This window comes from Pseudomonas sp. LBUM1679, assembly GCF_059695565.1.
On record NZ_CP166774.1, the window covers coordinates 4,561,179 to 4,585,737 of the forward strand.

Consider the following 24,559-nt stretch of genomic DNA (forward strand, 5'->3'; position numbering starts at 1 on the left):
CGAAAAAAAACAATAATGGAGGTCGCCATGAGCGTCTTGCCGTCGATTAACGTCGACGACCTTATCTGTGATGTCCTGGTCATCGGTTCCGGCGCCTCTGGCCTGGCGAGTGCCGTCACCTGCGCCGAGCTAGGCCTCGACGTCATCGTGGTGGAAAAAGAACCCGTGTTCGGCGGCACCAGCGCCTGGTCGGGCGGTTGGCTGTGGATCCCCCGCAACCCGTTGGCCGTCGCCGAAGGGATAGTTGATGAACTCGAACAGGCGCGGATCTACCTGCGCAACGAATTGCAGACCGATGTGCTCGACCCACGCATGGAGATGTTCCTCGAACAAGGCCCGAAGATGGTCGAGTTCTTTCAGCATCATACCGAAGTCCAATTTTTCTCCGGCAGCAAGATGCCTGACTTCCATGCCAGCGAAGGCTTCGCCAGAGGCGGTCGCTCGGTCTGCGCCCAGCCGTACGATGGTCGTCGACTAGGTCCCTGGATCAAAAAGCTTCGGCGTCCGTTGGATATCATCAGCCTTGCCGGAATGGGCATTGCCGGTGGCGCCGATCTCAATCATTTTCTCAATGCCAGCCACTCTGCGCCATCCATGCTGTACGTCGGCAAACGCCTGTTGCGCCATGCCCGCGACCTGATGTGCCACGGCCGGAGCATGCACCTGGTGAACGGTAATGCATTGGTAGCCCGGTTGCTGAAAAGCGCGGTGGATCGCAACGTCCGGCTGTTCACCGATACGCCGGTACATGAGCTGCTGCATGAGGATCAGCGTGTGGTCGGCGCACGTATCGAGGGCACTGGACGCCTGCTCGACATCCGTGCACGACGAGGTGTGGTGATGGCCTGCGGCGGTTTCCCCCACGACCGGCAGCGTATTGCCCACCAGTTCACCCATGCACCTGATGGCACCGGACACTTGAGCGCTGCTCCCAAGGGCAATACCGGCGACGGTTTGCGACTGGGTGAAAGCGTCGGAGCTCGCGTTGCATCCGACTTGCCGCATGCCGCTGCGTGGGCACCTGTCTCTCGCGTGCCGCGGGAGGACGGTGGTTTCAGTGGCTTTCCACATTTGATGGAGCGGGCGAAACCGGGTTTTCTCGCGGTGCGTCAGGATGGCCGCCGCTTCGTCAACGAGGCCGACTCTTACCACGACTATATGTGCGCACTGTTCGAGGCCACCGGACCGGGAGAAACCCCGGTGTCCTGGCTGATCTGTGACCACCGCGCCCAGCGGCGCTATGGCCTGGGTTGGTCCAAACCATTTCCGTTCCCGACGGCGTCATATGTTCGCAATGGCTATCTGTTCAAGGACGCGACCCTGGCCGGACTGGCACGCCAATGTGCGATTGATGCAAAGCAGCTGGAAGCCACGGTAAGCACCTTCAATCAGCACGCCGAGAAAGGCTGCGACCCGCTCTTCCGGCGCGGTGAGTCGTTGTACAACAAAGCTCAAGGGGAAGCCCTCCATGGTCCCAATCCGTCCCTCGGCAGCCTGCGCCAGGGACCGTTCTACGCCGTCAAGCTGGTTCCCGGCAGCCTCGGTACCTTCGCCGGGTTGAACACTGATGCCTGTGCTCGGGTACTGGACAACCAACAAATGCCGATTGCCGGGTTGTTCGCCGTGGGCAATGACATGAACAGCATCATGAACGGTTACTACCCAAGCGGTGGCATCACCCTCGGGCCAGGCATGACGTTTGGTTACATTGCAGCAAGAACACTTGCCGGCCTGACGGATGAGGCAGAAGGAGGCGATTGCCCGCCCGAGTAACCTGTTGTGAACGCCGCCGCGACCGTCAGGCACCGCCTGGGCAGTACCGACGGCCGTCGATGACTCCGGGCCCTTACTCGGTCACACCAACGATGTGCTCAGGTGCAGGCTCGGCATCGCTGATCGGTGCGTTGAGCAGCAGGTAGTACGCCAGGGCTGAACACAGCGCCACCACCGCACTGATCATGAACGCGGTATTGAACGAACCCGAGTACTGGATGCTGAAGCCGGTGACGATCGGCGCGACGGAACCGGCGATGTAGCCGCCGAAGTTCTGGATCGAACCGAACGAGGCCACCCGGCGGCTGTCGACGATGGTGTTGACGATCATCCAGGCCGTAGCGCTGGCCATGTTGATGCTGAACAGCGCCAGGCACAGCAGGATGATGCAACCGGTAAGGCCGGTGACAAACGACAGCGGCACGGTGAAGAGCGCAGCCAGTACCAGGCCCGTGATCACGCCGAACTTGCGGCTGGCCAGGATGCTCATGCCACGGCGTACCAGCCTGTCGCAGAAGCGCCCGGCGACGATGGTGCCCACTGCGCCGAAGCCATAGGCCAGCGACACCAGCCACGCGGTCTTGTACAGGTTCATGCCATGTTCGCGTTCGAAGTAACCTGGCAGCCAGGTCAGGTGCAGCCACAGCATGTAGATCACGCCCATGAAGCCCAGGACCGCACCCCAGGTGCTGCGGTGCTTGAACAGGTCGAGCCAGCCGGCAAAGTAGGAAACCTTCGGTGCCTTGGGGTCGGCCGCTTGCACTTGGGGGCTTTTCTCGGTCGGCAACGGTTTGCCTTCAGCCGCAAGCTCGGCCAGGTACTGCGCCTTGCTCTTGTAGAAGGTCAACCAGCACACGGCCAGGACGATACCGATCGCACCGGTGATGATGAACATTCCGCGCCAGCCAAAGTTGACCATGAACAGCGTCAGCAAGGGCGGCGCCAGGCATGGGCCCAGGCAGGTCGACGACCAGACGATCCCGGTCGGCGTACCGCGCTCGCTGGCATCGAACCATTCGGACAGGGCCTTGGCCGCCGAAGGGAACATCGGTGCCTCGCCAATCCCCAGCAGCACGCGCAGGCCCATGAAGCCGGCGAAGCTGTTGACCATGCCGAACGTCGACTGAGCCACCGACCAGGCCAGCAATGAAGCGCCCAGGGCGATCTTGCTGCCCAGGCGGTCGATGATCATGCCCATCGGCAACTGCGCAAAGGCGTAGGCGATGGAGAAGGCCGACAACAGAATGCCCATCTGCGAAGGGCTGATCATCATGTCCTTCTGGATCGAGGTATTGGCGATCGACAGCGCACTGCGGTCCAGGTAGTTGACGATGCCGATCAACAACAGGAATACAACGGTGATGTTTTGATACTTCTTCAGTGGTTTCATCTGTTGGCCTTTATTATTGTTATTGCAGCGGTTTCAATGCCGGGCCGATCCATCATCCGGTGGCACACTCATCCTTGGTCTCTACAAAACTATCCGGGCTGACACGCCCCCCCTGTAGGAGCGAGCTTGCTCGCGAAGGTCGTGAACGATAACGCGTAAAACCAGACGCCCAGCGGCGCCCTCGGGTTTTTCGCGAGCAAGCTCGCTCCTACCGGGTCACGCCGACTCATTGATTCAGCGCCGGCTGCTGCAACTGCGCGGCGCACTGGTTGAGGTCATCGATCACCTTCTGCGACAGGCTCACGCCTTCGCGCAACGCTTGCTCGCGCAGCTTCAGGCCGGCCTGGCCCGGCAAGCGCACCGGGCGCTCGGGGTCTACCGGACGGCTGGCCAGGATCAGCTTGCTCAGGAACGAACTTTCGTCGGTGAAGGCGTCCAGCCCGCCGAAGAAGCGCGGGTCAATCACCACGGCCGTGGCCGAGGCGCCCCACTGGCCAGGGGTGTCCTTGCGCCCATGGCCAGCCAACCCCGAGGTCAGGGCCTCGACCAGAATCGCCAGGGCAAAGCCCTTGTGGCCGAAGGCCTGGCCGCCCAGGGGCAGAATGCTGCCCGGCGGCGTGGTGAAGAAGTCGGCCGGATCATTGCTCAGTTGTCCGTCGTTGCTCATCAGCACCGGGTGCGGCAGTGGGCTGCCAGCCTCGCGGCACTGGCCGACCAGGCCCAGGGTCACGGTGGACATGCTCACATCCAGCAGGATCGGTTCGCCCCGGGTCGGGATGCCGGCGGCAATCGGGTTGGGCGTGTAGATCGGGTCGATCCCGCCATGGGCGCACACCAGTCCCACCGACGGGTCTGAGGAATAGACCATGGCCACCAGGCCCCGGTCAGTGAAAGGCTTCAGGTAAGCGGCCAGGCAACCGATGTGCGAGGCGCGGCGTACCACGGCGATCCCGATGCCCTGCTCCGTGGCGCCCTTGGCCGCACAGTCCAGGGCGCGGCTGACACAATAAGGGCCGAGCACATAGTGGCCATCGAACAAGGCGGATATGCCGCTGTCCGAGACCTGCTCGAGCAACCGGGCACTGGCCTTGACCTGCCCCGTCAGCATGCCGCCGATATAGCGGCTCACCAGGTTGAGGCCGTGGGTGCGATGGCCCAGCAGCTCACCTTCGAGCAGCACCCGGGTCACCACCTGGGCAACCTCCGCATCGGCCCCGGCTGTTTCGAACAGTTGCTCGACGAAGGTGGTGAGTGTTTGTGCGTCGTAACGGGTTCTGGCAATCAGGGACATGGGACCTCTCGGGGCAGTACGGCGGACTTCTTGTTATGGCTCGCCCGTTCTGTGACGGGCGAATTTGCGATAACTGTAGGGAGCCGGCCTCAACATTCCCAATGAGATGATCCGATCAATCGATAACCGGGCGTTATCGAGTTGCCGCTATTGCCCGCGCAAATACTGCAGCAGCGTATTCAACGCCACCGACCTTGGCCGGGAACGCAAGGTCAGCAGGCCAATGTTGACCATGGAAATCGGCAGCTCGACCGGCAAGACAGCGACCATGCCATAGCGCGCATAATGCTCGGCCACGTCATTGGGCACTACCGCGATCATGTCCGAAGCCTCGAGCATCGCCGTGGTCGCGAGGATCGACGCGGTTTCGACAATGTCCAGCGACTGCACCATACCGCTGGCCTGCAGGGCCGTTTCCACCCGGCGGCGCATGGGGCTGCCGATGGGGTGCAGGACCCAGGTCAAGGTGATCAAGTCGGCCAACTGCAGTGGCGAGGCACCCGCCAACGGGTGACCCGCCCGGGCGATCACGCGCATCTGCTCGCCGTTGTCGAACAGCTCGATGTCCAGGTCCTGACTGTCGCTCTGATCCGGCAAGCGCCCCAGCACCACATCGAAATCGCCGCGCAGCAAGGCCGGCAGCAAGGTATCGCTGGTACCCACCTCAATGGAAATCCGCACCTTGGGGTGATCGCGCTTGTACGCCAGCACCGCTTTGGTCAGCAGCCGGGGCACGGGCCCCATCACGCTGCCGACGCGCACCCGTCCCATGGCCCCGCGCTCCAGTTCCGCGATCTGCGCCTGGGCCTGCTCGAACTCATGCAGCGCGCCCTGGGCGTAACGGATCATCACCTCACCATAAAGAGTTGGCTGCATGCCGCGGGGCAAGCGTTCGAACACGCGCACGCCGAGGCGCTCTTCCAGTTGCTGCAACAGCAGGCTGGCGGCCGGTTGCGTGGTGTGCATCGCCGTGGCCGCCCGGCGCAGGTTGCCGAACTCACCCAAGGCATTGAGCAAGGTGATTTGCCGGCTGGAAATTTTCAGGGCGCCGAAACTACGGGGTGTGATCGTGGTGGTTTCTGGATCTGGAGACATATCAAATCCGGTATCGCTACTTAGGAAACCGTGATTATGCCTGTATCGCTCGGCGACCTACAGTCGAGCCTCCAACTGGTCATCGAGCACAAGAGCCCACCATGAGCATTCGAATCACCCAGCTGAGCGTTCGCGACATCCGTTTCCCCACTTCCCTGTCGCTGGACGGCTCCGATGCGATGAACAGCGCGCCGGACTATTCCGCGTCCTACGTCGTGCTGCACACCGACGCCCCTGGCGGCCTGGAAGGCCACGGCCTGACGTTCACCATCGGCCGTGGCAACGAGATCTGCGTGGCGGCCGTGCAATCCCTGGCCCCCATGGTGGTCGGCCTGACCCTGGAAGAGATCGTGGCCGACATGGGCGCCTTCTGGCACACCATCACCGTGGGCGACAGCCAACTGCGCTGGCTGGGCCCGGAAAAAGGCGTGATCCACCTAGCCACCGCGGCCATCGTCAACGCCATCTGGGACCTGTGGGCCAAACACGAAGGCAAGCCCGTGTGGAAGCTGTTGGCCGACATGACCCCGGAACAATTGGTGCGCTGCCTGGACTTCAGCTACGTCACCGACGTGCTCACCCCGGAAGAAGCCATCGCCCTGCTGCGCCGCCAGGTGCCGGGCAAGGCCCAGCGTGAGGCGCAGATGCTGCGCGAAGGCTACCCCGGCTACACCACCGCGCCGGGCTGGCTCGGCTACAGCGAAGACAAAATGCGCCAACTGGCCCGGGTCGCGGTCGCGGACGGCTGGACCCACATCAAGCAGAAAATCGGCGCCAACCTGGAAGACGACATCCGCCGCGCAACGATTTTGCGCGAAGAAATCGGCTGGGAACGCACCCTGATGATGGACGCCAACCAGGTCTGGGACGTCGATGAATCGGTCGCCAACATGCGCCGCCTGGCCGCGTTCGAACCGCTGTGGATCGAAGAGCCGACCAGCCCCGACGACATCCTCGGCCATGCCAGCATTCGCCAGCGCATCGCACCGATCGGCGTCGCCAGCGGAGAGCATTGCCACAACCGGGTGATGTTCAAGCAGATGTTCCAGGCCGGTGCACTGGACTTCTGCCAGTTGGACGCGGCGCGCCTGGGCGGCCTGAACGAGGTGTTGATCGTGCTGCTGATGGCCGCCAAATTCAACGTGCCGGTCTGCCCCCATGGCGGGGGTGTCGGTCTGTGCGAGTACGTGCAGAACATCGCCCTGTTCGACTACATCGCCGTCTCGGCCTCGCTGCACAACCGGGTCCTCGAATACGTCGACCACCTGCACGAGCACTTCCTCGACCCGGTGGTGATCCGCCGCGGCCGCTACATGCCACCGCAGCGTGCGGGCTACAGCATCGAAATGACCGCTGAAACCCTGGAGCGTTACCAGTATCCCGACGGGCAGGTGTGGCTCGATATCGCCCGCACCTGATCGTCACACCGCCGCGACCGTTCAAACAAGGCTTCTAGCGCGCATTGTTCAGGAGAGCTTTCGGACCTTCTTTTCATCGCTCACGGCTTTTCGTATCAACCCTGGGCCGCGGGCTCAAGCCAGCAGCTCGGTGATCCACCGGGCCTGCCGGGCGATCTCTTGCACCTTCTCCTCGGGCACGGCCTGCCGCGCCCGGTCGAAGCTGCTCAGGGTCTTCTGCTTCTGGCGCAGCAGGCGTTGCCACTTGGCCAGGAACACCGGGCTGCGTGCCTGCATCTGCAGCGGGCCGAAGTACAGTTCCTCGGGGCTGTACACCACCGGCCCGGCGCGTTCGGCGACGATGATTTCGTAGTAGAAACGGTTTTCCCGCAGCAACTCTTCGCAGAGGATGCGGTAGCCATTGTCCATCAGCCATTGGCGCAGCGGCTGCTCGCCGCCGTTGGGCTGCAGGATCAGCCGCTCCCGCCCGCTCAGGTGCGCCTTGCCGCTGTCCAGGATGTCGCGGATCGTCTCGCCGCCCATGCCGCAAATGCTGATCGCCGTGATCCCGTCTTCCGACTCGATCGCCGCCAAGCCATGGGCCAGGCGCACGCTGATCCGCGGCTCCAGGCCGTTCTCGCGCACGGTGCGTTCAGCCGAACGGAACGGCGTCAATGCCACCTCGCCGGCCACCGCCGCCGCGATCGCGCCACGGCGCATCAACGCCACCGGCAGGTAGCCGTGATCCGAGCCGATATCGGCCAGGCGCGCACCGGCGGGCACCTGCGCCGCCACACGCTCCAGGCGCATCGACAATGTCTGTTCGTTCAACTGCAGTTCCTTTTCACCACGGACGCCCCGCACTTAGGGCCGGATCGGGGTGCGATTCTGTCGAGCAACGCCGGGCATTTCAAATTTATTGCTGTAAGGGGCTCGAAACCTGCCACCCGCATGAGACTATTTTCAATCAGCAACACACCGAGCACCAAAAGCGCTGGAATGCAGCTCTCAACATCAGCCTACCGTCTAATCTGATGAGTACCCGGCTGCACACACGCTGCCAGCCGCCTCCTGCAGGAAAAGGCCATGACCGCAAAAACACCACACCACCGCGCGTCATGGGTTCTGCCCTCCCTGCTCGCCATCAACCTGGCGTTGCTGGCGGGATGTTCAGGCAAGACGACCACGGCTCGCTATTCGGCGTCGAGCCTGGGCTCGAACTGCTATGCCAAAGCACTTCCGACGTCCGGCGAGGGTGGCCTCGCCTGGGGTGACACCTTGAGCATGGCGCGCAAGAAATCCCTGAACAACTGCATTCGCTACGCCGGCCGTTCCGGTGGCACGCCGGATACCTGCCAAGTGGTGCTGGCGGAGTGCAGAAAATAAGAGTGCAGAAAATAAGAGTTTAGAAAATAGGCGTACAAAATAGGAGCACAGAAAATAGGCGTGCAGAGAATAGCGTGCAGATATTCGCTCACTTAAATTAAACATGTGCTCCCTTCGTTCTTCTCTACGTCGCAGTTCTCACTGCCCGTTCCTGTCCGTCTGGAGTTCTCTCGATGCCCTCGCCCAAATCCTTGCCCGCTGCGTTGCTGGGGCTGGCCCTTGCCTATCCGGCCATGGCCGAGACCCAAGGCCTGGAGCTTGGACAAGTGCTGATCGGGGCTGAGGACCGCAGCGGTGAAGACGCCTCGATCGAGGACGCCAAGGCCCGACTGGCCGAAGTGCCCGGCGGCACCAATGTGGTCGACCTGCGCCGCGCCCTGCAAGGCCGCGTGGCCAGCAACCAGGATGTGCTGGCTTATCAACCGGGGGTCTATGCCCAGTCTGCGGGCAACGAAGGGGTCAAGATTTCGATTCGCGGATCGGGGATCAACCGTGCACCGGGCGCCCATGCTTCGGGTGTGTACGCCATGCTCGACGGCCTGCCACTGACCGGCCCGGGTGGCACGCCTTATGAATTGCTGGAGCCGCTGTGGCTCGACCACGTGGAAGTGCTGCGCGGCGCCAACGGTTTCGACCGGGGCGCGCTGGCCTTGGGCGGGGCCATCGATTACATCAGCCACACCGGCTACGACGCACCGCTGTTGCAGGTGCGTTACGCCATGGGCAGCCACGGTTATCAGCAGCGCCAGGTCAGCTCCGGGCAGGTGCTGGGCGACTTCGACTACTACGTGGCCACGACCGACGCGCGTGCCGACGGCTACCAGGACCACACCGCCAGTGACAGTCAGGGCGTCATCGCCAACTTCGGCTATCGCTTCAACCCGAACCTGGAAACCCGCTTCTACCTGCGTTATCGCCAGACCGACAATGACCTCGCCGGGCGGGTGACCAAGCACTCCATCGAGCACGACCCACGGGCAGCCAACCCCGCTTACGTGGCGCGGGACGACAGCCGTGAGCAACCGGGCAGCACCTTCATCGGCAACAAGACCACCTACTACATCGACGACGATTCGAGCCTCCAGACCGGCCTTGTCTACCACGACTACCCCATGGACCTGCGCGAGGGCCCCAACCGCTTGAAGGTCGCGTACACGGACGTCAGCGGCACCTTCGACTACAAGCGACGCGACACGCTATGGGGCCTGGAAAGCCGGAGCACTGCGGGCCTGCGTGTCACCAAACACCTGCCCAATGCCGGCGCCAGCGAATCGGTGCGCATCCCCACCGGCAACACCGCAGGTTATGCGCCGGGCTCGCCCATGCGCGACTTCACCTACCAGGGTTCGGACACCGTCCTGCATCTGGGCAATGACCTGGAGATCGCCGACGACCTGTGGCTGACGACAGGCCTCGCCGCCATTTACACCCGCCGCGAAAGCGCCGTGACCTACCCGCAAGGCGGTGGCAAGACCAGCCTGAACGACTGGGACTACGCCCCGCGCCTGGGCTTGCGCTACCAACTGACACCCGAGCTGCAGCTGTTCGGCAACCTCAGCCGCTCGGTCGAAGCGCCACACCCCTGGTCGCTGATCTACAGCGCCGACCAGCGCTTCCCGGCCGGCAGCGGCGTCGCCACAGGCGCCCAGCGCGACCCGATCAAGCTGCAAAACCAGACCGCGACCACCCTGGAAATCGGCGGCCGCGGCGACAGCACAATGGGGCAATGGAGCCTGGCCTGGTACTACGCCCAGGTGCACCACGAATTACTCTCGGTGTTGCCGGATGCCAACGCCATCACGCCCTACGAACTCAACGCCAGCCCCACCGTGCACCAGGGCGTGGAAGCCAGCCTGCAGAGCACGCTGTGGTCGCGAGACGACGGCGGCCAACTGAGCCTGCGCCAGAGCTACACCTTCAGTGACTTTCATTACCGCGACGACGACCGCTTCGGCGACAACCGCCTGCCAGGCCTGCCGATGCACTACTACCAAGGCGAACTGCGCTATGACTGGCCCCAGGGCTTCTTCGCTGCGCTCAATACCCAGTGGGTGTCCAAGGTCGCGGTGGATTACGCCAACAGCTACTACGCCGACCCTTACGCGCTGTTCGGCGCGACCCTGGGCTACAACGCGCCCAAGGGCGACTGGCAAACCTGGCTGGATCTGCGCAACCTGACCGACCAGCACTACGCGGGCACCGTCACGCCGGGTTACGACGACAAGGGCCTGGACGCGGCACGGTCCACGCCGGGCGAGGGTCTGGCGATGTATGTCGGGGTGTCGTGGAGCCTGCGTTGAGGCCTTGGCGAACCCCGGGCCCACGACCTTCGCGCATCAGTTGAAATGCTGAACAAGGCCGCGCGACACTCGATTCATCGCTATGGACAGTTGGCGTTCGCTTTTGAGGCCCCATTGTTTATTCACCGCGCGCAACGTTACTTTCCGGAATCTTTTCGCCCCTAAAATGTAATCGCTTACACACAATGCTCCGATTTTGCACACAAGCAGCGCTCAGCAAGACCTATCAAGGACACCATACGAAACAGCGAATTCTTGACAAAAATCGACGATATCTAAGCCTTTAGCGCATTAAATCGTTCATTAGCGGTAGATTTTTATCTTTGATTTCTCCTGGGTTCCTGCAACCGAACAGGCAGCTGGCATGACTTCTGCTTTGTTTATGTAATGGATTACATTGCGTAACACCATCGTGGAGATAGGAAATGAACGTTCAACAAAAGCTCGGTATCACACTTGCCTTGGCTGCGACGATGACCGCGGCTCAGCCAGCCATGGCCGATAAGCTCGACGATGTCATTTCGTCTGGCGAGCTTAAATGCGGGGTCATGCTCGACTATCCACCTAACGGCTTCCGTGACGCTGCCAACAACCCTGCAGGCTATGACGTTGAGTATTGCCATGATCTGGCGAAAGCACTTGGTGTGAAGCCGACGATTGTCGAAACCTCATCTCCTCAACGAATTCCTGCCCTGTTGTCGAGTCAGGTCGACATTTCCATAGCCAGCGCAACCATCACCCTGGAAAGGGCAAAAACCGTTGCCTTCACCTCTCCCTACTCCTCCTACAGTTTTGTAGTGGTCTCTCGGAAAGACTCATCCATCAAAACCTTTGAAGACCTCAAAGGCAAACGTGTTGCGGGGGTCCGCGGTGCGGCCGAGGATGCGTTGTTCCAGAACGTCTTCAACCAATGGAATGTCCCGGACGGCAAGTACTTGACGGTCAGTAATGACAGCGATCGGAACCTCGCCCTGGCCCAAGGCAAAGTGGACGCGTTTATCGTCAACGTTCAGGCCGCGGTCGAACTGGAAAAACTCCCCCAATTCGCGGCTTTCCACACCTGCTGTGATGCCCCCTTCCCGAAGGACACCGTAGGGATGATGGTGACACGCGAAAATACTGATTTCCTGCGGTTCACTAACTTGTTCCTTCGCCAGCAACAAGTGACCGGCCGTTATGCCGAGCTTTACAAGAAGTGGTACCAGGCCGATGCCCCAGCCTTGGACAGGCTTTAAATAAGCTGAAGGCGCGGGTGTAAGACTCGCGCCAAATTGAAAGAGGAGCGATGCCTTGAACTATCACTTTCAGTGGGGGCCGGTCTGGAAAGCGTTACCCGAACTGCTACCAGGCTTGATCATGACACTCGAACTGGCTTTATTGTCGTTCGTCTTGGGAGCGCTGATCGCGTTCGTACTGGCACTAGGTAAATCGTCAAATAATAAAGCGGCGAGAGGGATCTCCGTCACCTGGATCGAGATCGCACGTAACACCCCCTGCTTGTTCCAGATCTACATGGCGTACTTCGGCTTGGGTGCCTTGGGCATCGATCTGGATTCCTTTTATGCGGTCCTGGGAGCCATCACTTTCAATACCGCCGGCTATCTGGCTGAAGTCATCCGGGGCGGCATCGAAGGTATAGATCAACGACAGTACCGGGCAGGTGCAGCGTTGGGTATGAATCGGTGGCAAACATTCATTCGCATTATCCTTCCGCAACTGGTGCCCTTGATTCTGCCCGGAGCGGGTAACCAGCTGATCTGGAGCCTACTCAATACATCACTGGGCATGGTAGTAGGTCTACAGGAGCTGACCGGCGCAACCTATACCGCTCAGTCGCTGACTTTTCGCTCCTTCGAGTTTTTCATCATCACTGCAGTCGTCTACTACATGCTGGCCAAACTGGTCACGCTGGCGCTGTTCGGTGCAGCGCGGCTTTACGCAGGGAAAAGGAGCATTCGAGCATGAGCAGCGTGCCACTCTTCTCCGGCCTGCAGCCGAGCGACCTTATCTACCTGTTACAGGGCGCGGGATACACGCTTTGGCTGGCACTTTGGGCAATCGTCCTGGGCACTGTATTGGGCTTTCTCATGGGGTGGCTCAGGTCGGTATCCAGACTGGGCAACCGCTTGATTGTCATCCTGGTGGATGTCTCGCGCTCAGTGCCACTGCTGATCCAGCTAATCGTGGTCAACGCTGCCCTCGCCGCCTTTCGTTATCCCTTGAGTCCCTTTGCCTGCAGTGCCTTGGTACTGACCTTGTACATGGCCTCGTTCTGCTCGGAAATCTACAAAGGCGGTTTCGAATCGGTGCCTGTCAATCTGCAGAAAGCAGCCCGATCACTCGGAATGAGTTATCTGCAAGCCTTCGCCACCGTTACGGTCCCGATCATGCTGCGAGGTACTTTTGCCTCATGGATAGGCATTGTCCTTGGCGTGCTCAAAGACACTTCGTTGGCGGCAGTCATTGGGTATATCGAGCTTCTACGTGGATCACAAATCATCGTTACCCGAACTCAGGAGCCTCTCTTGGTGCTACTGATCGTGGGCCTGTTTTACTTTTTGTTGTGCTACCCCATCGCTCGTCTGGGCGCCAAAGTCGAAAAAGGTTTACGCCAATGATCGAAATCAAAAACGTCCATAAGTCCTTCGGCAACCTGAGCATCTTGAAGGGCGTCGACATGAGTGTGGAAAAAGGTGAAGTGGTCTCCATCATCGGGCCCAGCGGATCAGGCAAATCCACGCTGTTGCAATGCATCAACGGCCTGGAAAGCATTGACGATGGCAACATCTGTGTCGATGGCATCGACGTGTTCTCCCGCGCAACAGACCTCAATGCCCTGCGTGCCAATGTGGGTATTGTGTTTCAGCAATACAACGTATTCCCACACCTCTCGGTGCTCGACAATGCGGCCCTGGCGCTGAAAATCGTGCGAAAGATGAAACGACGAGACGCAGAGGAAGTCGCACACGCGCAACTCGAAAAAGTCGGATTGGCGAGCAAAGCGAAGATGTCACCTAATCAGCTATCGGGTGGTCAGCAGCAGCGCTTGGCTATCGCTCGCGCGCTGGCAATGCAACCGCGCTACATGCTCTTCGATGAAGTGACTGCCGCACTGGATCCTCAATTGGTCCGCGAGGTCCTGGATACACTTCTGATGTTGTCTACAGAGGGAATGACGATGGTACTGGTGACACATGAAATAGCCTTTGCACGAGAGGTTTCCAGCAGGGTCGCGTTCTTCGACGCGGGCAAGATTGCTGAGATCGGCCCTCCTGGGCAGGTAATCGATGCACCGGTAAACGAGCGAACGCAACAGTTTCTTTCCCACCAGATTCACTGAAGGAATTGAACGGCGGCACTCATGTTTATGAGCGCCGCACCTTTCCCTACCGGTCAAGCAAAATAGAGCGGCGATTGTGATGCTCCATTTTTGCTCCAGTACATGCTCGCAAAAGCATTGGCGACACGTTCAATATTGCCTTCATTCAGACCGGACATGCAGACCCTGCCGCTACCGATCAGGTACACACCCGACTCCATGCGTAGCCTCAGCACCTGCCCTGCATCAAATCCTGTGTAACTGAACATTCCTTTTTGTTGAAGAAAAAACGAAAAATCCTGTTCAGGCAGGGCAGCAGATAACCGGGAGGCCAGTTGTCTGCGCATATCGAGAATGCGCAGTCGCATCGACTCCACTTCAGCGCGCCAGGAGGCCTTCAAATCGGCGTCACTCAACACCTTAGCTACGATTTGAGCACCATGACGCGGAGGGCTTGAGTAGTTCTTCCGGATAGTTGCCTGAAGCTGTCCAAATACCTTTTGTGCCACGTCTGCGTTGTCGCAGATGACTGACAGGCCACCCACTCGCTCTCCGTACAGCGAGAAAATCTTTGAAAAGGAGTTACTCACTAAACAGTTGACACCGGCATCGGCCATGGACCGAATCGCATAAGCGTCGTCGTCCATACCGTCACCGAAACCTTGATAGGCGATATCCAGAAACGCAATCAACTCACGGTTTTTGACCAGTGCTGTAATGACATCCCACTGTTGCCATGTCAGATCGGCGCCAGTCGGGTTATGGCAACAAGGGTGCAGCAAAACGATGCTGTACGCTGGCAAGGTTTCAAGCGTTTCAACCATCGCATCAAAGATTACGGCACCTGTCGCCGGATCAAAGTAAGGATAGGTATTCACCTGGAACCCTGCTCCACCGAAAATGGCGTGATGGTTTTGCCACGTTGGGTCACTCACCCAGACTTGCGAATCGGGGTAATAGCGCTTGAGGAAGTCTGCCCCCACTTTCAGAGCACCAGAACCTCCCACGCCTTGGACTGTGGCGATCCGTTGTTCCCGTACAGCGCGATGATGCTCGCCAAACAAGAGGCTCTGAACACCAGCGCGATAAGCCTCCAACCCCTCCATTGGCAGATAAAGCGAGGCATTCTTTTCTTCGAACAGCTGCGTCTGCGCAATCCGGGCTGCAGCAGGAAGAGGGATCTGACCGAAGTTGTCGTAGTACAAACCAATACTCAAGTTGATCTTGCCTTCCCAACGATCCTTATCGAAGGTCTCCATCAAGGAAAGGATTGGATCGCCGCCGTACGGCTCGACATGGTTGAACATCTGCAGCACTCCTGAATGGGTGAATACTTAGTACAACTTCGGCCCGGCCGCCTTGATCGCGCCGCTCACATCGGACTGCAGAAAACTGCAGCGCAGGCCTCTGTCCAGCACAGGCAATCTCAAAAATGCACCCCAGGCTCACTTGGACAACGGACAAATAAAAAGCGGCGCAAGCGCCGACTTTTTTATGTTGTATACGTTTACATTGCAGCGAATGAAAATTGCTTTAAAACACCAGGGTCAGTAGCTGCTTACTGACAGCTTCTTCAATACTCAAAGCCGCTAGCCAGGAAGTCTTGGGGTTGTCCGGCAAAGGGTTGTTCGCCAAACGGATCGACAACTCCCCAAAGGCACCTTTGGCTTGGACTTCATGAACATTTTTATCCACGCCTGGATCAGCGACGAGCTCAACTTGGGTGTTATCAAACCCCACACCGGACAATGCAACTGCCGCGGTCACATTGGCGTTCTTTGGAAAACGGATCGAGGCCTGCGCGGCAGTTCCGCGAAAAATGGTCGTTGGCACCGTGATCGTAGACAGATCGAAATCGTCCTCTGCTGGCGACCCGGCCCAGGCACGCGGAGGCTTGCGGCCCACGTATACAACTTCATCCAAACCAGCCGAACGAGCGGAACGCAAGGCATCAAGCCCACCAATTGCGCCTGAGACAAGAATCAACCGCGCATTGCCACTCTGAGCGGCCTGCTCAAGGCTTTCACTCAGCGCCCTATCTGCCAGCGCACCGATCGAAGCGATGACGACATCGATACCTGCTTTAAGAAACTCCGGAACGCAATGCACCACAGCAGAATGCCCTGCGCATTCAATGACCAGGTCAGGTTTCCAATCGATCAATCCCTGCAACTCGGTAAACAACTCCAGGCGATGCTCCTGGATATAGGCGTCACCATGAGGAGCATGGTCAATAGCCGCGAATGATGCGCCAGTCAGATGCGAAGTTTGCAGCGCATTGAGTACGCGCTTGCCAATTGCACCTAAGCCAATGATGCCGACACGGGTAATTTTACGACTACTCATTCGAGTGACTCCCAGAATTGTTTTAGTACAGCGGTATAAGCATCCGTGCGAGTAACAGGGGCGAAATGGCCGCCGCTCAACTCAATCAGCTCTGCCCCGGGAATGAGGCTCGCCAACTCCTGCGAATGGTGAAATGGAATGACGTAATCATCCTCAGCCCCGACCACCCTGGTGGGTACGGCGAGGTGACTCAACTCGTCGCGACGGGTGTAACTGAGCAACATATCCATCCGCGCCTGCGTCATGTCGACATCAACGCCGCTGGGTTCATCAAAGTTCAGCGCACCCGGTTCAGCAACGTGCTCGCCATACCACCAGGAGGGATAAGCCACCAGTCGTGTAAGTGCCGTATAGGCGGTACCGCCCAACTGCGCCAGCAAGTATTTGCGGTAGGCAAAAAAGTCCTGAAATCGTTTATCAGGACGAGCCCAACCACTGCTCAAGACAATGCTGCTTACCCGCTCCGGGTGCTCTAATGCAAAGGTCTGCGTAACCAAAGAACCCGTCGAATGACCGACCAGATGCGCCCGCTCGATACCCTTTTCATCGAGTATCTTCAAGAGCGCCGCCGCAATACCCGGTATTGTCGGAGGGCCTTCAATGCCGCTTTGACCTACACCGGGATGATCGAAAGTTATCACTCGGTAGTCTTTGCCAAGCCGATCCGCGACAGGCTGCCAAAAAGAAGACAACCCGCCGAGGCCCGAAATCAGCACCACCGGATGACCCTGCCCTTTCTCCAAGGCGTAGATCTGTTTAGACATGTCGTTCTCAGTTCTTGGTGTAAGCAAAGATGCCGGAGGATTCGATCTGTTCGATGTTGGCTGGACGCTCAAACGGTTCTGGTGCTGGCTCGCCATGCTGACGCGGACGGCCGACATCGCGGAAGAAGGTTTCCAGACCACTCGGATTCATGAACCAGACCCAATGCAAGTCGACATCGCCATCATTGAGGAAGGTGTGGGCGTTGTGCTCCCCGAGGAACAAGGTCACACCCGGCTCAAGTTTATAATCTTTGCCGTCGACGACTGCCGAGCCCGTGCCCGATACGAAGTGCAGCACTTCTTCATTTGCAGAATGGGCGTGCTCGCGGACGCGACCGCCTGGCGGCAGCATCTGGGTACCTACAGAAAAATTGCGGTTCATCTTGAACAGTTGTGGGGATACCGCTACCGACACGTAACCATTGGCGGGTTTTGGCTGCCAGTAGCTGACTTCAGTTTCCCGGGTGACGTAAACCAGAGTGCCTTTGGATTCGGCCTCTGCGCCTGGAATGTTTTTGGGATCTGTCATTGTTATCTCCTTCGAGTTTTACAATCTGGATACGGTTAGGTTCAGCCGAATGTAATCGTTTACATTTCAATGCGTCAATTCTAGAACTCAGCTCGCTAAACAGGCATTGCCGTTTGGGGGCACGAAAAGCACCGCCCCTTTCGCCTCGCTCTGAAATTCAAATAACCTCAGATGGCAAGTGAACGAATGTACGATTATTTGTAATCGTTTACCGATCAATTCGCAAGCGGTTTTTCAGCCACTGGTCAGATTCATCCCCCAGCGCGTTGCCGCTCAACAGTACCTGCCAGTCCCAGGAAGTTAAAGGCGTGTTAAAGGCACGGAGGCTGCGTACTCATTCATTAACGTAGTTGTCCCTGCTTACAAATGCGCCGCTAAAAACTCAAGCGTTCTCGCTTTCGCCAGCAAGGCGTCTCGCCTCGAGTAGCTGGCTCGAAAAGGACAGTTGAAGCCATGCTGAGCACCGTCGTAGACATAAACTTGCGCATCACCCGCGGCGTGAACCCTTGGCATAATTCGCCCCACTTCCTCAACTGGCATCAAATGATCCAGCTCAGCGAAATGAAATAAAAATGGGAACTCGAGCTTTTTCAACTGCTCAGCGTATGCCGCTATTCCACTGCCGTAATAGCTCACGCCCGCGGCCAGCCTAGGGTTACCGGTCAATGAAAAGGCAAGGCGTCCCCCCATGCAAAAGCCCATCACTCCCACCTTTTTTCCATTGACTAGAGGACTGTCCACCAGAAAATCCACAGCCAGGCTCAGATCCGAGCCCGTCAGGGGGTAATCGAGCGCTTGATAATGCTCATACGCAACCCGGGTATGAGGCTCGCTGTAATCCAGATCCAGTTTCGTTTCTTGCCGCCAAAATACATCGGGTGCCAGCACGACAAAGCCCTCAGCGGCGTACTGATCCGCAAGTGCGCGAATGTGTGCGTTCACTCCCCAGATTTCCTGCAAGATCATCAAACCCGGCCCTTCTTCCCTGGGTGGAAGCGACAAATAGCCAGAGAAAATTCTGGCCCCCTCCTGCTTGATCGTGACCCACTGCCCCACTTGATGACCTCCAGCAAAAAAAAACCCGCCGGTGTGAGAGCGGGTGAGGAAGAGCAACAGCTACCACAACAAGAAAAAATCCCGCTGCGCATCAGCGGGCAAATGAATGAGACAAAAACCCTAACGAAGGGATACCGCAATGCAGAAGTCGGGCGACCAACCTCACTTCCACGCGTCGCAGGCGGGTGCCCGGCGCAAGGCCCGAGAGTTGCGCTCAGCCGTGAACCAACTTTTGCCATCTCTCCACAACCAGGAAGCAGCACCCGCTGACACAACCCAAATGTAATCGTTTACATGAAGACCGTCAACACCCCAGATTCAAAAAATCCCATGCGGTGGCGAATCGTCACTGAAGCCGCGAAATACCAATAAAATCGCTTATGTAATCGTTTACGATGTCGACATGCCCAACAGTGACTCCTATTTGAGGTGATGCCATGCTCACGTCTCGATTTTCTATAAAAACAAGAATCATCCTGGCTACTGGCCTTTGCCTGCTCGGGGTAGTTTTGGGGCTCGTCGGCTTCTCGATTCACCACATTCGCCAGACATCGACCTTGGTCAATGAATCTGGCACTCGCTCACTCAAGCAAAGCGCGATGCTTTACCTTGATAGTGCGGCACGCCAACAGGCCACGGTGATTCAAGAGCGCTTCCTCAGCGCAGAAATGTTTACCCGCACCCTGGCCAACCAAGTGATGCTCTTGCGCGAACAGGCAAAACTGCGTGGCACACCGGCGCAGATTGTTCGCGAGGATCTGTTCAACCTCATGCGAACCCAGACCGCCGCCACGCCTGAAATTCTGGGGGTGGCCATCGCATTCGAGAAAAATGCACTGGATGGTTCGGACCTGTCATCCCTCGATGCACCCGAGCATAGGGGCAACGACGCGGGCCGCTTTGCAGCGTACACATCGCTTAAAGAAGACTTCACCATTGCAGAGAAAGATCTGCAGGACGATGGTGACCCGACCAAGGCCTGGTATACCTGCCCCATCAAATCCCACGCAACGTGCCTCATTGAACCGTACAGCTATGTGCTGAGCGGTGTGCCGACACTCATGTCCAGCATTGCCCTCCCCTTGCTGGAGAATGGCAAGGTGATCGGGGTTATCAGTATCGATTTGACCCTGGAGAGTCTTCAGACAATGGCCCAGGAAGCCAGCTCAGCACTCTACGACGGCCAGGCACAAATCAGCTTCATCAGCGAAAGAGGGATCGTGGCCGGGCGCAGCGCTTCAAAGGAGTCATTAGGCAAACCACTCAAAGAGGTAGATCCAGGTCAAGCGCAGTCACTTCAATATGCGCAGGATCCGGGTCAATTCCAAAAAGCCTCGTCCAGTGATGGCAAGCTGTTGATCGGGGCCCCCTTCTCGACGGTAGAAGGGACTGGCCCATGGCATGTTCTGATCGAGGTCCCCGAAACCACACTAATGGCTCCGGCAAATGCCCTTGAGCAAACACTCGAGCGCTTCAATACCGAGGGCATCATTACGCAATTGGCGGTGGGCACCGCCGTGGCACTCGCAGGTCTTTTGCTGATGTGGTTGCTGGCGTCCAGCATCAGTAAACCCATCCATCGAGTTGCCGTGATGCTGGAAAACATTGCCAATGGAGAAGGTGATCTCACCCGCAGACTGGTGTTCGAACGACAGGACGAAATGGGCGAGTTGGTGGGGTGGTTCAACCGTTTTCTGGACAAGCTGCAACCTATCATTGCTCAAGTCAGCCAAGCTGCCGCAGATACGCGTCTCACTGCCAATCAGGCATCCACTGTAGCCCGTCAAACCAGCAGCGGTATGCAACAGCAACTCCTTGAAGTGGATCAGGTCGCAACAGCCGCTCAAGAGATGAGCGCGACTTCACAGGAAGTCGCACGTAATGCATCCATGGCTGCGAATGCCGCTCGCAATGGAGACAATGCGACACAGTCATGCAAGCAGATCATAGAAACCACCACCGGTTCGATCCAGTCGCTCGCCCTGCACATGAGTCAGGCGATGAGTGACGTCCACCTTCTTGCAGACAACAGCGAGAAAATCGGCAGTGTTCTGGATGTCATTCGATCCATCGCCGAACAGACCAACCTGTTGGCATTGAACGCGGCAATCGAAGCAGCGAGAGCGGGAGAAAGCGGGCGCGGATTTGCGGTGGTCGCTGACGAAGTGCGGCACCTTGCAAAACGCACACAGGATTCGGTCAGTGAAATTCACGGGGTCATCGACAACCTTCAAAGCGGGACACGAGGTGTTGTCAGCGCGATGCAAGCTCATCATCAGCAGGCCGACGCGAGCGCCCACCAGGCTCAGCAAGCTGTCGCGGCTTTACAACTCGTCAATCAGAGCATTGAGATCATCACAGACATGAATCTGCAAATCGCCAGTGCGGCCGAAGAGCAAAGCGCAGTGTCGGAAGAGGTGAACCGGAATGTGTCAGCGATCAGGGACGTGACCGAGCTGTTGGCACAACAAGCTCAAGAGTCTGCCAGTGTCAGCCAGGCTCTCAACGACTTGGCTAACCAACAACAGCAATTGATGAGTAACTTCAAGGTTTGATGAGCATGCAGTGCGCAGCCCTTGGTTGCGCACGATTCATGTGCCTGGCTGAAACCCAGGAAGGCTGATGACTGCAGCTTGGAGGAGATGGATAGGTAAAGAAGTAAAGGCAGGTCAAGCGAAGTTGCCAAAGCCCGGTGACTTATCACCGGGCGTTGTCATCAGTATCAGCTGTTTTTACGCCAGGTATCGCTGAGGGTATAACCCGTCGGGAAAGGATCACTTGGGTCCAGGACATACTGGTGAAAACCTGTAATCCAGGCCTGTCCACTGATCGTAGGTCGGATGCCCTGACGGTCGCCGACGGTGAGTGTTTCAACAATCTCACCGACGAACTCTGTACTCAGAATCGATTCGTGGATGAACTTCTCTCCCGGTTTGATCTGACCGCGTGCATGCATCACGGCAAGGCGGGCGCTGGTCCCTGTTCCGCAAGGTGAGCGATCCAGTCGACCTGGAGAAACAATCACGCCGTTGCGCGAGCGCTTGCCCAATGGATCGTCGCGCAGAGGGCCTGCGAAGAGTGTTTGATTGATCGTATGGATTTGCGGGAGCACCGGGTGCACAGCAGGAATTTGTTCGGCAGCAGCCGCTTTGATCGTTTCGCCAACACTGACCAATGTCGCAGCTTCGTCAGGCGTGATATCAAACCCGAGCGCCTGCGCGTCAGCCAAGACATAAATCATACCGCCATACGCAACATCGACTTTGATGGTCCCCAGGCCAGGCACCTCGATATGTTTGTCGAGAGCGAATACAAAGCACGGAACGTTGGAAAACTTAACGCTCAAGCATTTTCCATTTTTGCATTCTGCTTCGATTCGAACCAAACCACCCGGAGCCTCAAGGGTCAGGCGGGTCACCGGCTCGACCATCGCAATCATGCCTGTTTCAAGCAGCGCCGTGACGGTGCAGATGGTATTGGTGCCTGACATTGGCGGGTAGAACTCTGACTCCATGATGACAAAGCCCACATCCGCTTCAGGATGCGAAGACGGGAGTACCAGGTTGACGCATTGGGTCACGCTACCGCGAGGCTCTTGCAGTAAAAACCTGCGCAGATCGTCGCCCTGGGTTTCGAGATACTTCATCTTGTCGAAGATGGTCTGTCCCGGAACATCCAGCACGCCACCGGTAATGACATCGTTGCGCTCACCCGCAGCATGGACGCTAACGACGTTGATCATTCGTTTAAAGTTCATAGGTCAACTTTCAGAAAAATGAGTGAAGTTCGACACAATGGGTCCCTTGGCAGCGCACTGCCAAGGGACGGCATCAACCTACAGTGTTCGGCAATACTGGCGTACGCGGCCCCATCTTGATGAAGGTCGACTTCACCTCGAGGAACTCGTTCAGCGCTTCCACACCGTTCTCGCGGCCGTAACCACTTTGTTTGTAACCGCCAAATGGCATCTGCACAGCGCCTTCCAGGTAAGTGTTGACGAACACGGTACCGCTTTGCAGTTTCTGCGAGACTTTCAGTGCCTTGTCCACATCTTTAGTCCACAGCCCATTCCCCAGGCCGTATTCCGTGTCGTTGGCCAACGCGATCGCCTGTTCAACGGTTTTGAAGGTTGTTACGGTCAGCACAGGGCCGAAAATTTCTTCGCGGAAAATACGATGCTCAGGCTCCACATCAGTGAAGATAGTCGGACCGACAAAGTAGCCATTGCCGAGCTCACCATCGGTAAGGCGACGACCACCGCAAACCAGTTTGGCACCTTCGTTTTTCCCGATCTCGATGTAGTTCAGCACGCTCTCCATGTGCTGGGCGTGGATGAGCGCACCGATCTGAGTGTCTTTATTCAGTGGCAGACCAATCACTACTTTATTTGCGCGCTCGACCAGCCTGGAAACGAACTCTTCAGCGACTGCCTCCTCAATCAACAAGCGGGTTCCCGCCACGCACTCTTCACCCTGATTGAGTATGACGCCAAAGAGAACACCATCAAGGGCTGCCTCCAGGTCTGCGTCTGCAAAGACAACGTTCGCCGCTTTACCACCCAGTTCAAGCGCCACTCGAGTCAAATCCGAAGCAGCGGTCGCTGCGATTTGCTTACCTACTCGAGTAGACCCGGTGAAGGAAATCATTGATACATTCGGGTGACGGGTCAGACGCTCACCCACTACTGCACCACGACCGGTAACAATGTTGATCAAGCCATCAGGGAAGCCAGCTTCCTTGGCCAGCTTGGCAACTTCGAGCGCCGTACCGGAAGTCAGCTCGGACGGCTTGATCACAACTGGACACCCAGCGGCCAGGGCGTAAGGCAGCTTCTGGAACAGGCAGACCATCGGGAAGTTCCAAGGCACGATCAAGCCAACCACGCCCCGCGCTTCGCGAGTCACCAGGGCTAACTTGTCTTCACCAAGATGGTTGTAAGCCTCGCCTTTGATCTGCCACGCCAACGAAGCAGCAAAACGAGTCAGTTCAGCGGACCACAGCACTTCACCCTTTGCATAGCCAATGGGTTTGCCGACTTCCTCTGCCTCGATGACAGCAAGACGATCAGCGTCACGCTCGATCAGATCGGCCAATTTGTTCAGCAGTTTGGCGCGTTCGGAACCGGCCACATTGGACCAGGCTCCAGACTCGTGCAGCTTGTGCGCATGCTCTACAGCAACGTCTACGTCGTGGTCGTTGCCAATGGCAAATTTTGCGAGCGAACCATTGTGCGCAGGAGAGAACCGTTCAATGTACTGACCGGTGGCCGGGACTTGAGTGGTGCCATTGATCCAGTGTTCATAAAGTCTGGTCATTTGATTCATCCTAATTCGGTTGCAGTTATTTGTTTGCCAACCACGATTGGCTTGAGTATGCGAGGGAAGATCTCGGTGATCTTGCCAGTCTGGTCGATAGGCGCTGCAAGGGAGGTACTGATCACGATCACCTGATTGGGATCACTGAACTCTGTGCTCCAAACGCCTACGATGCCACCGTGATCAACCAGCTTCGCTGCCTTCAATTGCTCGATGACTTCACCGGCTCCACCGGGGCTGCAATTGTAAGTGTGCTGGTAGCATGCCCCCGTCAGTTCGTCAGACGCAGCCTCAACGACAGGATTGAGAACCTGCAGAATCTGCCGCGTGATATGCGGCGCAGCTCGAGGTAAAAAGTCATTGCGCCAGGCATCGAGTTTCATAAGCTGCGCACGCTTTTGCGCACGATCATCCAGCGAAGCGTAACGCCAGAGATGAATGAAGCGGACTTCGTCTCCCTGGGAAATGCTCCACAGTCCCCGCAGTACGCCATAGTCATCACGACGTGTCGGTAAGCAAACGTCTTCGAACAAAGGCCAATACATGTCCCAGTAAGTTTTTTTGAAGACGTACTCTCTGAGTTCATCGATCATCGTTG

20 protein-coding genes and 2 pseudogenes are annotated in these 24,559 nt (G+C 57.9%); 10 read left to right on the forward strand and 12 right to left on the reverse strand.

The window, feature by feature from the left end; translation table 11 throughout:
* The first annotated feature begins 27 nt into the window (after nucleotides 1–27).
* Nucleotides 28–1,773 (forward strand): FAD-dependent oxidoreductase, encoded by a 1,746-nt coding sequence (locus ACA062_RS20750; RefSeq protein ID WP_497452778.1) that lies wholly within the window; start codon nucleotides 28–30, stop codon nucleotides 1,771–1,773.
* Between the two features lie 73 nt (nucleotides 1,774–1,846).
* Here ACA062_RS20750 and ACA062_RS20755 read toward each other — a convergent pair whose 3' ends face one another.
* The 3 genes from ACA062_RS20755 to ACA062_RS20765 form a co-directional block, all read right to left on the reverse strand.
* Nucleotides 1,847–3,163, reverse strand: coding sequence for an MFS transporter (locus tag ACA062_RS20755; RefSeq protein ID WP_497452779.1), 1,317 nt, complete (start codon nucleotides 3,161–3,163; stop codon nucleotides 1,847–1,849).
* 226 nt (nucleotides 3,164–3,389) lie between these two features.
* Entirely contained in the window at nucleotides 3,390–4,448 is a 1,059-nt protein-coding gene (locus ACA062_RS20760; RefSeq protein ID WP_497457467.1) for an Ldh family oxidoreductase, read from the reverse strand.
* 153 nt (nucleotides 4,449–4,601) lie between these two features.
* Nucleotides 4,602–5,549: a LysR family transcriptional regulator gene (locus ACA062_RS20765; protein ID WP_497452780.1), complete on the reverse strand. Its 948-nt coding sequence runs from the start codon at nucleotides 5,547–5,549 to the stop codon at nucleotides 4,602–4,604.
* Nucleotides 5,550–5,650: 101 nt separating this feature from the next.
* Here ACA062_RS20765 and ACA062_RS20770 point away from each other — a divergent pair, with 101 nt between their 5' ends.
* Nucleotides 5,651–6,967 carry an L-fuconate dehydratase gene (locus ACA062_RS20770; protein WP_497452781.1) on the forward strand — a complete coding sequence of 439 codons (1,317 nt, stop codon included), beginning with the start codon at nucleotides 5,651–5,653 and terminating at the stop codon, nucleotides 6,965–6,967.
* A gap of 114 nt (nucleotides 6,968–7,081) precedes the next feature.
* Here the strand turns inward: ACA062_RS20770 and ACA062_RS20775 are convergent, their stop codons facing one another.
* Nucleotides 7,082–7,777 carry a tRNA (adenine(22)-N(1))-methyltransferase gene (locus tag ACA062_RS20775; protein ID WP_497452782.1) on the reverse strand — a complete coding sequence of 232 codons (696 nt, stop codon included), beginning with the start codon at nucleotides 7,775–7,777 and terminating at the stop codon, nucleotides 7,082–7,084.
* A 255-nt stretch (nucleotides 7,778–8,032) separates the two neighbouring features.
* Here ACA062_RS20775 and ACA062_RS20780 point away from each other — a divergent pair, with 255 nt between their 5' ends.
* From ACA062_RS20780 to ACA062_RS20805, 6 genes are all read left to right on the forward strand, one after another.
* Nucleotides 8,033–8,332 (forward strand): hypothetical protein, encoded by a 300-nt coding sequence (locus tag ACA062_RS20780; protein ID WP_497452783.1) that lies wholly within the window; start codon nucleotides 8,033–8,035, stop codon nucleotides 8,330–8,332.
* 173 nt (nucleotides 8,333–8,505) lie between these two features.
* The gene (locus ACA062_RS20785; RefSeq protein WP_497452784.1) at nucleotides 8,506–10,632 is read left to right on the forward strand and encodes a TonB-dependent receptor family protein; all 2,127 of its coding nucleotides are present in this window, start codon (nucleotides 8,506–8,508) and stop codon (nucleotides 10,630–10,632) included.
* 425 nt (nucleotides 10,633–11,057) lie between these two features.
* Nucleotides 11,058–11,867, forward strand: a complete 810-nt coding sequence (locus tag ACA062_RS20790) for a transporter substrate-binding domain-containing protein (RefSeq protein WP_497452785.1) — start codon at nucleotides 11,058–11,060, stop codon at nucleotides 11,865–11,867.
* A gap of 55 nt (nucleotides 11,868–11,922) precedes the next feature.
* Nucleotides 11,923–12,597, forward strand: a complete 675-nt coding sequence (locus ACA062_RS20795; RefSeq protein WP_497452786.1) for an amino acid ABC transporter permease — start codon at nucleotides 11,923–11,925, stop codon at nucleotides 12,595–12,597.
* Nucleotides 12,594–13,250: an amino acid ABC transporter permease gene (locus ACA062_RS20800; protein ID WP_497452787.1), complete on the forward strand. Its 657-nt coding sequence runs from the start codon at nucleotides 12,594–12,596 to the stop codon at nucleotides 13,248–13,250. Before ACA062_RS20795 ends, ACA062_RS20800 begins: the two co-directional genes overlap by 4 nt.
* On the forward strand, nucleotides 13,247–13,972 hold the full coding sequence (locus tag ACA062_RS20805; RefSeq protein WP_497452788.1) for an amino acid ABC transporter ATP-binding protein: 726 nt from the start codon (nucleotides 13,247–13,249) through the stop codon (nucleotides 13,970–13,972). Before ACA062_RS20800 ends, ACA062_RS20805 begins: the two co-directional genes overlap by 4 nt.
* A gap of 53 nt (nucleotides 13,973–14,025) precedes the next feature.
* Here ACA062_RS20805 and ACA062_RS20810 read toward each other — a convergent pair whose 3' ends face one another.
* The 5 genes from ACA062_RS20810 to ACA062_RS20830 all read right to left on the reverse strand — a co-directional run bounded on the left by ACA062_RS20810 (nucleotide 14,026) and on the right by ACA062_RS20830 (nucleotide 18,703).
* Nucleotides 14,026–15,258: an amino acid aminotransferase gene (locus tag ACA062_RS20810; protein WP_497452789.1), complete on the reverse strand. Its 1,233-nt coding sequence runs from the start codon at nucleotides 15,256–15,258 to the stop codon at nucleotides 14,026–14,028.
* Between the two features lie 226 nt (nucleotides 15,259–15,484).
* A complete protein-coding gene (locus ACA062_RS20815; protein WP_497452790.1) occupies nucleotides 15,485–16,297 on the reverse strand; it encodes an aspartate dehydrogenase in 813 nt (270 codons plus the stop codon).
* Nucleotides 16,294–17,061: an alpha/beta fold hydrolase gene (locus ACA062_RS20820; protein WP_497452791.1), complete on the reverse strand. Its 768-nt coding sequence runs from the start codon at nucleotides 17,059–17,061 to the stop codon at nucleotides 16,294–16,296. Before ACA062_RS20820 ends, ACA062_RS20815 begins: the two co-directional genes overlap by 4 nt.
* A gap of 7 nt (nucleotides 17,062–17,068) precedes the next feature.
* Complete coding sequence (locus ACA062_RS20825) at nucleotides 17,069–17,590, reverse strand: cupin domain-containing protein (RefSeq protein WP_497452792.1); 522 nt, start codon at nucleotides 17,588–17,590, stop codon at nucleotides 17,069–17,071.
* Between the two features lie 360 nt (nucleotides 17,591–17,950).
* Nucleotides 17,951–18,703, reverse strand: coding sequence for a dienelactone hydrolase family protein (locus ACA062_RS20830; RefSeq protein ID WP_497452793.1), 753 nt, complete (start codon nucleotides 18,701–18,703; stop codon nucleotides 17,951–17,953).
* Between the two features lie 713 nt (nucleotides 18,704–19,416).
* Between ACA062_RS20830 and ACA062_RS20835 the strand changes: the two are divergent.
* A pseudogene (locus ACA062_RS20835) lies at nucleotides 19,417–20,343 on the forward strand (PDC sensor domain-containing protein); the annotation flags it as partial.
* A 333-nt stretch (nucleotides 20,344–20,676) separates the two neighbouring features.
* Nucleotides 20,677–21,201: pseudogene (locus ACA062_RS20840) on the forward strand (methyl-accepting chemotaxis protein); the annotation flags it as partial.
* 167 nt (nucleotides 21,202–21,368) lie between these two features.
* On the opposite strand, the gene ACA062_RS20845 reads toward ACA062_RS20840, so the two are convergent.
* From ACA062_RS20845 to ACA062_RS20855, 3 genes are all read right to left on the reverse strand, one after another.
* A complete protein-coding gene (locus ACA062_RS20845) occupies nucleotides 21,369–22,388 on the reverse strand; it encodes a proline racemase family protein (protein WP_497452794.1) in 1,020 nt (339 codons plus the stop codon).
* Between the two features lie 88 nt (nucleotides 22,389–22,476).
* Entirely contained in the window at nucleotides 22,477–23,961 is a 1,485-nt protein-coding gene (locus ACA062_RS20850) for an aldehyde dehydrogenase family protein (protein WP_497452795.1), read from the reverse strand.
* A gap of 5 nt (nucleotides 23,962–23,966) precedes the next feature.
* Complete coding sequence (locus ACA062_RS20855) at nucleotides 23,967–24,554, reverse strand: NIPSNAP family protein (protein ID WP_497452796.1); 588 nt, start codon at nucleotides 24,552–24,554, stop codon at nucleotides 23,967–23,969.
* Between the last annotated feature and the right edge of the window lie 5 nt (nucleotides 24,555–24,559).

Coding starts and splice junctions, on each gene's coding strand:
- ACA062_RS20750 (WP_497452778.1), top strand. CDS start 28: ATGAGCGTCTTGCCGTCGATTAACGTCGACGACCTTATCTGTGATGTC.
- ACA062_RS20755 (WP_497452779.1), bottom strand. CDS start 3,163: ATGAAACCACTGAAGAAGTATCAAAACATCACCGTTGTATTCCTGTTG.
- ACA062_RS20765 (WP_497452780.1), bottom strand. CDS start 5,549: ATGTCTCCAGATCCAGAAACCACCACGATCACACCCCGTAGTTTCGGC.
- ACA062_RS20770 (WP_497452781.1), top strand. CDS start 5,651: ATGAGCATTCGAATCACCCAGCTGAGCGTTCGCGACATCCGTTTCCCC.
- ACA062_RS20780 (WP_497452783.1), top strand. CDS start 8,033: ATGACCGCAAAAACACCACACCACCGCGCGTCATGGGTTCTGCCCTCC.
- ACA062_RS20785 (WP_497452784.1), top strand. CDS start 8,506: ATGCCCTCGCCCAAATCCTTGCCCGCTGCGTTGCTGGGGCTGGCCCTT.
- ACA062_RS20790 (WP_497452785.1), top strand. CDS start 11,058: ATGAACGTTCAACAAAAGCTCGGTATCACACTTGCCTTGGCTGCGACG.
- ACA062_RS20800 (WP_497452787.1), top strand. CDS start 12,594: ATGAGCAGCGTGCCACTCTTCTCCGGCCTGCAGCCGAGCGACCTTATC.
- ACA062_RS20805 (WP_497452788.1), top strand. CDS start 13,247: ATGATCGAAATCAAAAACGTCCATAAGTCCTTCGGCAACCTGAGCATC.
- ACA062_RS20810 (WP_497452789.1), bottom strand. CDS start 15,258: ATGTTCAACCATGTCGAGCCGTACGGCGGCGATCCAATCCTTTCCTTG.
- ACA062_RS20815 (WP_497452790.1), bottom strand. CDS start 16,297: ATGAGTAGTCGTAAAATTACCCGTGTCGGCATCATTGGCTTAGGTGCA.
- ACA062_RS20820 (WP_497452791.1), bottom strand. CDS start 17,061: ATGTCTAAACAGATCTACGCCTTGGAGAAAGGGCAGGGTCATCCGGTG.
- ACA062_RS20825 (WP_497452792.1), bottom strand. CDS start 17,590: ATGACAGATCCCAAAAACATTCCAGGCGCAGAGGCCGAATCCAAAGGC.
- ACA062_RS20845 (WP_497452794.1), bottom strand. CDS start 22,388: ATGATCAACGTCGTTAGCGTCCATGCTGCGGGTGAGCGCAACGATGTC.
- ACA062_RS20850 (WP_497452795.1), bottom strand. CDS start 23,961: ATGACCAGACTTTATGAACACTGGATCAATGGCACCACTCAAGTCCCG.
- ACA062_RS20855 (WP_497452796.1), bottom strand. CDS start 24,554: ATGATCGATGAACTCAGAGAGTACGTCTTCAAAAAAACTTACTGGGAC.